The sequence below is a fragment of the Micromonospora sp. NPDC049275 genome, assembly GCF_043197115.1.
GTDB lineage: Bacteria > Actinomycetota > Actinomycetes > Mycobacteriales > Micromonosporaceae > Micromonospora.
Map to the genome: position 1 here is coordinate 189,242 of NZ_JBICSN010000011.1, position 10,735 is coordinate 199,976.

Sequence of the window (10,735 nt, forward strand, 5' to 3'; positions counted from 1 at the left end):
GCCCCGACCTCCGCCGGCGTGGGCCCCCTGACGTTCACGAGTACCGCGAGCAGCGGTCAACTGGCAAGGTAGGGCGATGGCTTCGGGAGGGCGGATTCCATGAAGTTCCTTCTCACGTCGGGGGGCATCTGCAACCCGAGCATCTCCGACGCGCTCGTCGACCTGCTGGGCAAGCCGATCGCCGAGGCCACCGCCCTGTTCGTCCCCACCGGGGTCTACCCCTTCCCCGGCGGAGGCGCGAGGGCGTGGAAGGCGATCCACGGCCACGCGCAGATTCCGCTGTCCCAGCTCGGTTGGAAATCCCTGGGGATGTTGGAGCTCACCGCGCTGCCGACCATTCGGAAGGAGAACTGGGTCCCGGCGGTCCGCGAGGCCGATGCGATCCTCGTCTGGGGCGGAGACGTGTTGTACCTGACCTACTGGCTGCGCCAGTCGGGCCTGGCGGACCTTCTGCCGTCGCTGACCGACACGGTTTACGTGGGGGTCAGCGCCGGGAGCATCGCCGTCACCCCGTACAACTGCGACGCCGATTTCGACCTCGAATTCGTCCCCGACGGCAGCGACATGACGCAGGACGCCGACCGGGCGCTGGGGCTGGTGGACTTCACGCTGTACCCCCACCTGAATCATCCGGACATGGAGGACACCGAGCTGTCCCACATCCAGAAGTGGGCGTCCACGATCCCGGTCCCGACCTACGCCATCGACGACAACACCGCCATCAAGGTGGTCGATGGCACGGTCGAGGTCATCTCGGAAGGCGACTGGAGACTGCTCAACCCCTGACCGAACGATGTTCGTGCCCCCCGGAAGGAACGCGATGACGGAACGAGAGCTCCCCGCGCTGACCCGCGCCGAGCAGGAACTCGTGGACCGCTACCTGCGCATCATCGACCTGGTGGCCCGGCTCAACCCGGCTCGGGACAGCGGTCACTTCGACGCACGGAGTTGCGTCCTCGCCGCGCAGGCGCTGGCGGCGGAGGCCAGGGCGATCGGCGTGGCCGCGGAGACCATGCTCGAACGCGGCGAGGACGAACTGCACACCGCGACGCTGGCCCGGGCGATGCGCGCCCTGGACGGCGATCGCCGCATCGCGCGGCTGCGGCTGCCCGAGAACTGAACGTCGCACCGGACGGCCGGGTCGGGGGCTGGCCCTTCTCTCTCGATGTCGCGGGCGATTTCCCGGCGGCCCGAGGGTCGCAGAGCGTTACGACCCCGGTATGGATCGGAAACAGTGCCCGGCAAGCATCGGACGGGTGAGCGCATCGCCCATGATCGATACGCACTGCCCCTACTGCGCCATGCAGTGCGGGATCTCCCTGACGACCGGCGACGGGCCGCCTCGGCTGGCGCCCACCGAATTCCCGGTCAACAGGGGCGGTCTGTGCGCCAAGGGCTGGACGGCTGCCGACCTTCTCGACCACAGGGACCGGCTGCTGAGCCCGCTCGTCCGCAAGGATCCCGCCGACCGCACCAGCCCGTTGCGACCGGCGAGCTGGGACGAGGCCCTCGACCGCATCGTCGACGCCATCCGTACCAGCCAACACCGGTACGGCCCCGACAGCGTCGGGGCCTTCGGTGGCGGCGGGCTGACAAACGAGAAGGCGTACGCGCTGGGCAAGTTCGTCCGGGTGGCGCTGCGGTCGGCGTCGATCGACTACAACGGCCGGTTCTGCATGTCGTCCGCGGCGACCGCCTCCAACCGCACCCTCGGGATCGACCGGGGCCTGCCGTTCCCCCTGGCCGACATCGCCCAGGCGCAGGCCGTGCTGCTGGTCGGCGCGAATCCGGCGGACGCGCTGCCGCCGTCCATGCAGTACTTCGACGCCGGTCGGGCCGCCGGCGCGCGGCACGTCGTCGTCGACCCCCGCCGGACGACCACCGCCGGGGGTGCTCACCTCCACCTGCAACCGCTCCCGGGCACGGACCTCGCCCTGGCGAACGGAATGCTGCACGTCGCGATCCGCGAGGGCCTGGTCGACGAGACGTACGTGCGCGACCGTACGAGCGGGTTCGAAGCGGTCCGGGCCACCGTCGCGGCGTACTGGCCGGACCGGGTGGAGCGGATGACCGGCGTACCGGAGCGGGACCTGCGGGAGACGGTACGGCTGCTGGCGACCGCGACGTCCGCGATGGTGCTCACCGCTCGCGGCGCCGAGCAGCACAGCAACGGCACGGACACCGCGCAGGCGTACCTCAATCTCGCCCTCGCCCTGGGCCTTCCCGGACGGCCCTTCTCCGGCTACGGCACGATCACCGGGCAGGGCAACGGGCAGGGTGGCCGCGAGCACGGACAGAAAGCCGATCAACTGCCCGGCTACCGACGCCTGGACGACCCCGCGGCGCGCGCGCACGTCGCGGCCGTCTGGGGCATCGACCCGGACGAGCTGCCCCGGCCGGGCCGGTCGGCCTGGGAGATGCTCGACCGGCTCGGGACCGACGACGGGGTACGCGTGCTGCTCGTGCTCGCCAGCAACATCGCCGTGTCGGCCCCGCACACCAACCGGGTGATGGACCGACTGGGGGCACTGGACCTGCTTGTCGTCTCCGACATCTTCCTCTCCGAGACCGCAGCCGTGGCCGACGTGGTGCTGCCCACGGCGCAGTGGGCGGAGGAGGACGGCACGATGACGAATCTGGAGGGGCGCGTCATCCGCCGTAAGCGGGCCCTGTCGCCGCCGCCGCAGGTCCGCACCGACCTGCGGATGCTCGCCGACCTCGCCGGCCGGCTCGGGCGCGGCCAGTACTTCGACGACGATCCGCGCCGCGTCTTCGACGAGCTGCGCCGGGCCAGCGCCGGCGGGACGGCCGACTACGCCGGCATCACGTACGAGCGCATCGAGGCGGAGCAGGGGGTCTTCTGGCCGTGCCCGAGCGAGGACCATCCCGGTACGCCCCGGCTGTTCACCGACCGATTCCCGACCGCCGACGGGCGGGCGAGGTTCTTCCGGGTGGAGCACCGCGATCCGGCGGAACTGCCCGACGCCGACTACCCGTACGTGCTGACCACCGGCCGCAACATGCAGCAGTACCAGAGCGGCAACCAGACCCGCCGAGTCGGCGCCCTGACCATGGCGCTGCCGGACGCCCGGGCGGAGCTGCACCCGGACCTCGCCCGCCGGCACGGCATCGCCGACAACGACGTGGTGGAACTGCGCAGCAGACGCGGGCGGGCTCTCTTCCGGGCGCGCCTCACCAGCGGCATCCGCCGCGACACCATCTTCGCTCCGTTCCACTGGGCCGGCAGCTCCTCCGTGAACGCGCTCACCGACCCCGCGCTGGACCGCCATTCGCGGATGCCGGCCTTCAAATCCTGCGCCGTGTCGATCGCGCGCGTGGGCGGCCCGGACGACACCGACCTGTTGACCAGCCAACCGCCCAATCCAGCATCTCTTTGAGCAAGGGAGCGTCGCTGTGCACACCACTCCCCGTTTCTTGCAAGGCGTCTACAGCTTCGAGGGCAAGGGCCTCGACCGGCCCGGCCTCGTCGACGGCACGCTCAGCTACGTGGTGCCGGGCGGCGTCGTCGCCCAGCCGGTCTACTTCCGGGGCGGCAATGCCAGCGACGAGCTGATCTGTGTCCTGCTCATGCGCGACGGCCAGCCGATGCGGTACTTCCCGATCGGCGCCAAGTCCGACGTCCACGTCCCGCTGCGGGTGGTCGAGGACCTCGACTCCGGCACCGGTATCGAGGTGCACGTGGCGGCGCCCGCCGGGGTGTCCGGCACCGTGATCGTCGACCTGGGGTTGGTCGAGGTCTGATGGACGCCGTCGACAAGCGCCGGCGCCTCGTCGTGGTGGGCAACGGGATGGCCGGCGCCCGCACGGTCGAGGAGATCCTCGAACGCGGCGGAGGCGACCAGTTCGCCATCACGATGTTCGGCGAGGAGCCGTACGGCAACTACAACCGCATCCTGCTCTCCAACGTGCTCTCCGGGGTCGACGACGAGGCGGGCATCTTCCTCAACGACATGTCGTGGTACGCCGAGAACGGCATCACCCTGCACGTCGGCACCCGGGTCACCCGCATCGACCGCTTCGCGCGACGGATCTACGCGGACGACGGCACCGAGACGCCGTACGACAAGCTGATCATCGCCACCGGCAGCCGGGCGTTCGTTCCGCCGATTCCCGGCATCCACCGCCCTGGGCGTGGCTACCACCAGGGAGTGTTCGCGTTTCGCACCATCGACGACACCCGCAACATGATCCGGTACGCCCGCGAGCACGAGCGCGCGGTGGTGATCGGCGGGGGTCTGCTCGGTCTGGAGGCCGCCCGCGGCCTGCAGAACCACCTGGCCCACGTGACACTGGTGCACGCCGCCGGCCATCTGATGAACGCTCAGCTGGACGCCCAGGCGGGCGCGATCCTGCGGCGCAGCATCGAGCGACTCGGCATCGAGGTCGTCCTCGGCGCGCACACCACCGAGGTGCTCGGCAAGCACGCCGTGACGGGGGTCAAGCTCAAGGACGGTCGGACCGTGGCCTGCGACGTCGTCGTCGTGGCCGCCGGCATCCGGGCGAACGCCGAGATGGCCGCGACCAGCGGGCTGCCGGTGGAGCGGGGCATCGTCGTCGACGACCAGATGCGCGTGCAGGACGAGGTCGACATCTACTCGGTCGGCGAGTGCGCCCAGCACCGCGGCGAGACGTACGGCCTGGTGGCTCCGCTGTGGGAACAGGCGCGCGTGCTCGCCGACCACATCACCGGGACGAACCCGAACGCTGCGTACCACGGCTCTCGGCTGGCCACGAAGCTCAAGGTGGCGGGCGTGGACGTCGCCTCGATGGGCCTGAAGGAGGCGGAACGCGACGACGACGAGACGATCGTCTTCGCCGAGCCGCGCAAGGGCGTCTACAAGAGCCTCGTCATCCGCGACGACCGGCTCGTCGGCGCGATCCTCCTCGGCGACGTGCGGAAGGTCGCGTTCCTCATGCAGGCCTTCGACCGTGGGCTCGCCCTGCCGAAGGAGCGGGTCGAGATGTTGTTCGACCTCGGCGCCCCGTCGGCGGAGGTGAGTGCCGAGCTCGGCGACGACGTGCAGGTGTGCAACTGCAACGGCGTCACCAAGCGGGCGCTTGTCGGCACCGTGCAGGGCGGCGTGAAGACGCTCACCGGGGTCATGGACGCCACCCGTGCCGGCAAGGGCTGCGGGTCGTGCAAGGGCCTGGTCGCCCAGATCGTCGAGTGGGCCGCCGACGGCGAGGTCGAGGACGATCCGGCCGCGAGCTGGTACGTCCCCGGCGTGCCGATGCCCAAGGCGGAGCTGATGGCGGCGATCCGCGAACACGGCCTGAAATCCGTCAGCGCGGTGTTCGCCACCCTCGTGCCCGGCGGCGAGGAGGATGCGAAGAGCAAGATGGGCCTGGCCTCGCTGCTGCGGATGATGTGGGGCGACGAGTACGTCGACGAACGCGACGCCCGCTTCATCAACGACCGGGTGCACGCCAACATCCAACGAGACGGCACCTTCTCGGTAGTCCCCCAGATCAAGGGCGGTGTGACCACACCGGCGCAGCTCAAGCGAATCGCCGAGGTGGCCGAGAAGTACTCGGTGCCACTGGTGAAGATCACCGGCGGCCAGCGCATCGATCTGCTCGGCATCCGCAAGGAGGACCTGCCGAGGGTGTGGGCGGACCTCGACATGCCGTCCGGATACGCGTACGGCAAGAGCTTCCGCACCGTCAAGACCTGCGTCGGCTCCGACTTCTGCCGCTTCGGCGTCGGCGACTCCACAGCTCTCGGCATCGCGATCGAGGACCGGTTCAAGGCCATCGAGGGCCCCGGCAAGATGAAGCTCGCGGTCACCGGCTGCCCCCGCAACTGCGCCGAGGCCTATGTGAAGGATCTCGGTGTGGTCGCCATCGACGGCGGCAGGTGGGAGATCTACGTCGGCGGGGCCGCCGGCGCCCACGTACGCAAGGGGGACCTCCTCGCCGTCGTCGACTCCCCCGACGAGGTCATCACGCTCACCGGCCGGTTCCTGCAGTACTACCGGGAGAGCGCGAACTGGTTGGAACGCACGTACGCGTGGGTGCCCCGGCTCGGCATCGGCCACATCCGGGCGGTGGTCGTCGACGACAGCGACGGCATCGCGGCGCGGCTCGACGCGGCCATGGCTGCCTCCGTGGACGCGTACCGGGATCCGTGGCTGGAACGGCGCGACCCGGTCACCCCGGGGCAGTTCCGCACCTCCCTGCCGCTGGCGGTCCTGCCTCAGGTGCCGGTCCGCGAAGCCGTACCCGTCCCTCCGGCATCCGCGAGGGGTGCGTGATGGCCAGGCTCATCGCCGTGGAACACCTGCTCGGGCCGGTCGACGAGATCCCCCTCGGGGAGGGGCGCGCGTACGCCGTGGGTGACGACATGATCGCGATCTTCCGGCTGCGCGACGGCAGCCTGCGCGCGGTGTCGGCGGTCTGTCCGCACGCCGGCGGGCCGCTCGCGGACGGCCTGGTGGACATGACTGTCGTCGTCTGCCCCCTGCACCAGAACACCTTCGAGTTGGCGACCGGCTGTTCGACCACCGGACAGTCCCCACTCACCGTGTATCCGGTCCGTGCCGACGCCGACGGAAGCCTGGTGGTGGGTCTGCCGTCGGCGTGAGGAGCGAATCAGTCACGGTGTCGAGCGGACCGAGGACTCACCTGGGAGGAACCATGACCACGGCCGTGCCCGGCAGCATCGAGCAGGACCGGCGCAGCCTGACCCTTCGCGGCCACTGGATCGACGACTGGCGGCCCGAGGACCCCATCTTCTGGGAACGCCGGGGATCCCGCATCGCGCGGCGCAACCTGATCTTCTCCATCTACTCCGAACACATCGGCTTCTCCATCTGGACGATGTGGTCGGTCCTGGTGCTGTTCCTCGGGCCGCAGTACGGCATCGATCCGGCAGGGAAGTTCCTGCTCACCGCCGTGCCCGCACTTGTCGGGTCGGTGCTGCGGATCCCGTACACCCTTGCCGTGGCCCGGCTCGGCGGCCGCAACTGGACGATCATCAGCGCGTCGCTGCTGCTGATCCCGAGCCTGCTCGGCGCCCTTCTGATCCGGCCCGGCGTCTCGTACTCGACGCTTGTGCTCATCGCCGCGCTGGCGGGCGTCGGCGGCGGGAACTTCGCCTCCTCGATGGCGAACATCAACGCGTACTACCCCGACCGACTCAAGGGTTGGGCGCTCGGCATCAACGCCGGCGGCGGCAACCTCGGCGTCGCGGCGGTCCAGCTCGTCGGCCTGTTCGTGCTGGCGGTCCTGGGGACGGCCAGCCCCGGCATCGTCGCCGGCATCTACCTGCCGGCGATCGTGCTTGCCGCGCTCGGTTCCGCGATGTACATGGACAACCTCAGCCATGCCCGCAACGAGAAACGGGCCATGCGCGACGTCACCCGCGAACCGCACACCTGGATCATGTCCCTGCTCTACATCGGCACGTTCGGATCGTTCATCGGCTTCGGGTTCGCCTTCGGCCAGGTGCTCCAGGTGCAGTTCGCCGACACCTTCGACACCCCGGTGAAGGCCGCGTACCTGACGTTCCTCGGACCGCTGCTCGGCTCGCTCATCCGTCCCGTGGGCGGTGTCCTCGCCGACCGGCTCGGCGGCGCCCGGGTCACCTTCGTGAACTTCGTGGCGATGGCGGCCGGCGCGTCGGTCGTCCTGCTCGCCTCCCAGCAACGTTCGCTGCCGTTGTACCTGGTCGGCTTCATCGCGCTGTTCGTGTTCAGCGGCATCGGCAACGGCTCGACGTACAAGATGATCCCGGCGATCTTCCGGGCCAGGTGCGGTGTGCGGCCGACCGTCGGCGGTGCGGCCGACCCGCACGACCGGGCGGCGGAGCACGAGGCGCGACGCCTCTCCGGCGCGCTCATCGGCGTCGCCGGCGCCATCGGCGCGTTCGGCGGAGTCCTCGTCAATCTCGCCTTCCGGCAGTCTTTCCTGGCCTACAAGACTGCGGACGCGGCCTACATCGCCTTCATCGCCTTCTACGCGATCTGCTTCCTCATCACCTGGTTCGTGTACCTGCGCCCGTCGCCCGGGAGACTCGCGGGCGTCTGACAGCGGCCAGCCGGGCCCGGGTGGTGTCTGTGCTCGCGACGAGCGCCGGCAGGGCGGCGACGAGCACCAGCACGATCAGGTGGCACAACGGGAAGGCTGGGCCAGGGCGCGGCATGCCTCGCGGTCGTAGGGCAGGCCGGCGTCGCGGAAGGCCAGGGCGGCGTTGCCGTGGGTGGGGTCCCACAGGTCCGGATTGGCGGTGAGCGCGCTCAGGTATGCGCGCTGGACCGCGGTAAGAGGCCCGCCTGCGTACCCGGCGAAGAAGGTCCGCAGCAGCAGGCCCCAGTCCTGGTCGCAGGTGTGCCCGGTGGCAACCCCGGCGAGCCGCACGGCCGCTGGGAGCAGCGGGTCGGGCGCGGAGAGCCGGTCGATCGCGGCCGCCAGCAGGAAGAACCGGATCCGCGTGGGCAACCGGGGCGGCTGATCGGTGAACCAGTCGTCCGCGGCGGTGGGGTCGTCCAGGGCCGCGAGCAGTTCGGCCGTCGCGGCGGGGTCGCCGGCCAGGGCGGGGGCGAGGGCTGCGCAGGCGCGTACCCCCGGATGAGGATCTTGGAGATGACGGCGAGGCGCGATGCCGAGGTCACCGATGGCCAGGACCAGGGCCGCTCGTTCGTCCGGCGCGGCCGCCTCCGCCAACTGCTCCAAACGAGAGGCATCACCCCCACCGCAGGCGCCGATCGTGTACGCGGCCGCAGCTCGGACCTGTGGGGACGGATCGGACAACGCCGCGGTGGCCGTGGCCAGCAATGCCGGCACGATCTGTTGGCAACCGAGCACGGCCCGGAGGTAGAGGGCGTCCGGCAGCCGTTCGTCCTCCCAGATCGCCTCCTCGTCCCCGTCGCGGAGCACCTCTGCCAGAACAGCATCCACGTCGAAGTCCGGCTCGGACAGGCCCTCGCCGGTCATGCGACCCGCCTCGGCCACCGCGGCCAGGAAGTTGAGCAATTCGGCACGCAGGCCGGGATCGGTCACCCGCGGGTCGGAGAGCAGCGCGGCCACCTCAAGGGCTGCCGGCGGGGTCGCGGTCCACGGTGTCCCCTGGTGGATGATCGCCGACCACAGGTGCTCGAGCGCCCTCGCGCGGGCAGCCGGGTCGTCGCCGGCGAGCGCCGCCAGGTGGTCAGGGGTGTCCACGGCGAGGCCGTAGGCGTGCAGCAGAGTGGCGTATTCGGTCACGCCACGAAGGTAACGAACCCAGCAGTGCTCTCGCGGCTCCTCGGGGGGTGGGTGGCCTGAGACGCACCCGGCTCGGGTTTCTCGACTCCGGGCTGCCGCGGCTACGCCCCGGCGCGGTCAGAGGCGTACCGGCTCAACCTCCGGTGCCCTCGGCTTCCTGGTCGGGAGTGAGGGCGCCGCTGTCCTTGCCGGTGTCGAGATAGACGTGTTGGTGACCGTGCCCCGCGTCGATGTTGACCTGGTCGAGTTGGGTCGCGGCCACCGACCAGGTGGTGGCCGCGAGGGTCGCCTGCCGTGCCGCGAGGTCCGTCAGCGCCTTGCGATCGGCCGCCGGCGAGTTCGCGACCAGGGCGTACGTGTCCACCGCCACGGCAGCCTGATCCACAGCGCTGCGCAGGCCACCCCGGGCCACGTTCGTGGCGGTGGTGCCTGACGGCGGGTTGGCGAATGGTTCGGCGGCGGCGCGCACGGTCTGTTGCCACTGTCGGGCCTGAGCCGGGTCAGGCGCCGGCCCGGTCGTGCCGCCAGCCCCGAGGGCGGCGAGGACGGGCGAGATCTGATCACTGGTCCGACGGGCCAGCGCGGTGAGGTCGGCGATCTGCCCCAGGTCCCGCTTGATTTCCGCTCGACGCAGGTCGGCAATGCTCGTCTCGGTGGCATCCGGCCGCCCGATGCCGTAGCCGATGCCGCCGCCCAGCAGGCTCGCCGCCACGACGAGCCCCGCGCCCGCCGCGGCCAGACGAGTGATCCGCTGCCTGCGGCTGTCGGGACGTGTCGACAGGTAGGAAGGCTTGCCTGTCCGGCGCGACATCGTGCCTCCTCGGATTCACGGGCGTCATTGGCGTGCAGCGTACCGACATGATGTCCAAGCCGTCGACAGAGCTGGTGTGGAGTTCGGCGTCGGCTCGCAGCGCCGCACGCCGAGGCCCCCGAACAGGCGCGAACCGCGCCGCGCTGATCCGTAACAGGCCCGAAACTACCGGTTGAATATCCTGGAAATTTCTGCCAGCCTGAAGGCCATCGATCAGTGTGAACGTTAACAAGATCCTTTCCTCTGGAGGCGCTGCACGCGACCGTCAGGCCCACTCACCACTCGGCTAGCCCGGCACCCGGCGCTTCCTCGAACGGCGACAAGGCTCCCCCACCGGAGGATCAGCATGATTTCCCGGAACCGTCTCACCGGGCACACTCGATTCCGAACCCTGGCTATTTCCGGAACGTCCGCGATAGTTGCGACCCCCGTCGTCGCACTGCTGCCCAATCTCGCCCGGGCCGCCGAGACCGGCCCGGGTCCGCTGACGCTGCAGCGCTGACGATCGGACAACGTCGGGGGGGGGGGGGGGGGGGGGCCCCCCCGCCCCCCCCCCCCCCCCCCCCCCCCCCCCCCCCCCCCCCCCGCCGCCGCCCCCCCGGGGGGCGGTCGCCGCCGCGCCGGCCGCGGCGGCCCGCAGGAGCGTACGCCGGGTGAGCCGGCCGGACGGCGTCACCGCAGCGCCTCGTCGGGCTCGGT

The 10,735-nt window shown here is 70.7% G+C and carries 9 protein-coding genes; 7 read left to right on the forward strand and 2 right to left on the reverse strand.

What is annotated here, in order from left to right; all coding sequences use genetic code 11:
• The first annotated feature begins 99 nt into the window (after positions 1 to 99).
• The 7 genes from ACGFIE_RS26400 to ACGFIE_RS26430 all read left to right on the forward strand — a co-directional run bounded on the left by ACGFIE_RS26400 (position 100) and on the right by ACGFIE_RS26430 (position 8,049).
• On the forward strand, positions 100 to 786 hold the full coding sequence (locus tag ACGFIE_RS26400) for a Type 1 glutamine amidotransferase-like domain-containing protein (RefSeq protein WP_393299401.1): 687 nt from the start codon (positions 100 to 102) through the stop codon (positions 784 to 786).
• Between the two features lie 34 nt (positions 787 to 820).
• Positions 821 to 1,120, forward strand: a complete 300-nt coding sequence (locus ACGFIE_RS26405; protein ID WP_393299404.1) for a hypothetical protein — start codon at positions 821 to 823, stop codon at positions 1,118 to 1,120.
• A 151-nt stretch (positions 1,121 to 1,271) separates the two neighbouring features.
• A complete protein-coding gene (locus tag ACGFIE_RS26410) occupies positions 1,272 to 3,398 on the forward strand; it encodes a molybdopterin oxidoreductase family protein (protein WP_393299437.1) in 2,127 nt (708 codons plus the stop codon).
• Positions 3,399 to 3,414: 16 nt separating this feature from the next.
• Entirely contained in the window at positions 3,415 to 3,762 is a 348-nt protein-coding gene (locus tag ACGFIE_RS26415) for a molybdopterin oxidoreductase (protein ID WP_196924121.1), read from the forward strand.
• On the forward strand, positions 3,762 to 6,275 hold the full coding sequence (gene nirB / locus ACGFIE_RS26420; protein WP_393299407.1) for a nitrite reductase large subunit NirB: 2,514 nt from the start codon (positions 3,762 to 3,764) through the stop codon (positions 6,273 to 6,275). The genes ACGFIE_RS26415 and nirB overlap by 1 nt, the downstream gene beginning before the upstream one ends.
• Positions 6,275 to 6,604 (forward strand): Rieske (2Fe-2S) protein, encoded by a 330-nt coding sequence (locus ACGFIE_RS26425; protein WP_393299410.1) that lies wholly within the window; start codon positions 6,275 to 6,277, stop codon positions 6,602 to 6,604. Before nirB ends, ACGFIE_RS26425 begins: the two co-directional genes overlap by 1 nt.
• Positions 6,605 to 6,657: 53 nt before the next feature.
• Positions 6,658 to 8,049, forward strand: a complete 1,392-nt coding sequence (locus ACGFIE_RS26430; protein WP_393299413.1) for a nitrate/nitrite transporter — start codon at positions 6,658 to 6,660, stop codon at positions 8,047 to 8,049.
• Positions 8,050 to 8,124: 75 nt separating this feature from the next.
• Here ACGFIE_RS26430 and ACGFIE_RS26435 read toward each other — a convergent pair whose 3' ends face one another.
• Both ACGFIE_RS26435 and ACGFIE_RS26440 read right to left on the reverse strand, forming a co-directional pair.
• A complete protein-coding gene (locus tag ACGFIE_RS26435; protein ID WP_393299416.1) occupies positions 8,125 to 9,225 on the reverse strand; it encodes a hypothetical protein in 1,101 nt (366 codons plus the stop codon).
• A gap of 133 nt (positions 9,226 to 9,358) precedes the next feature.
• A complete protein-coding gene (locus ACGFIE_RS26440) occupies positions 9,359 to 10,036 on the reverse strand; it encodes a hypothetical protein (protein WP_393299419.1) in 678 nt (225 codons plus the stop codon).
• Positions 10,037 to 10,735 lie beyond the last annotated feature (699 nt).

What these genes read in the sequence shown, in the direction of transcription:
- ACGFIE_RS26400 (WP_393299401.1), top strand. Translation starts at nt 100, where the DNA reads ATGAAGTTCCTTCTCACGTCGGGGGGCATCTGCAACCCGAGCATCTCC.
- ACGFIE_RS26405 (WP_393299404.1), top strand. Translation starts at nt 821, where the DNA reads ATGACGGAACGAGAGCTCCCCGCGCTGACCCGCGCCGAGCAGGAACTC.
- ACGFIE_RS26410 (WP_393299437.1), top strand. Translation starts at nt 1,272, where the DNA reads ATGATCGATACGCACTGCCCCTACTGCGCCATGCAGTGCGGGATCTCC.
- nirB (WP_393299407.1), top strand. Translation starts at nt 3,762, where the DNA reads ATGGACGCCGTCGACAAGCGCCGGCGCCTCGTCGTGGTGGGCAACGGG.
- ACGFIE_RS26425 (WP_393299410.1), top strand. Translation starts at nt 6,275, where the DNA reads ATGGCCAGGCTCATCGCCGTGGAACACCTGCTCGGGCCGGTCGACGAG.
- ACGFIE_RS26430 (WP_393299413.1), top strand. Translation starts at nt 6,658, where the DNA reads ATGACCACGGCCGTGCCCGGCAGCATCGAGCAGGACCGGCGCAGCCTG.
- ACGFIE_RS26440 (WP_393299419.1), bottom strand. Translation starts at nt 10,036, where the DNA reads ATGTCGCGCCGGACAGGCAAGCCTTCCTACCTGTCGACACGTCCCGAC.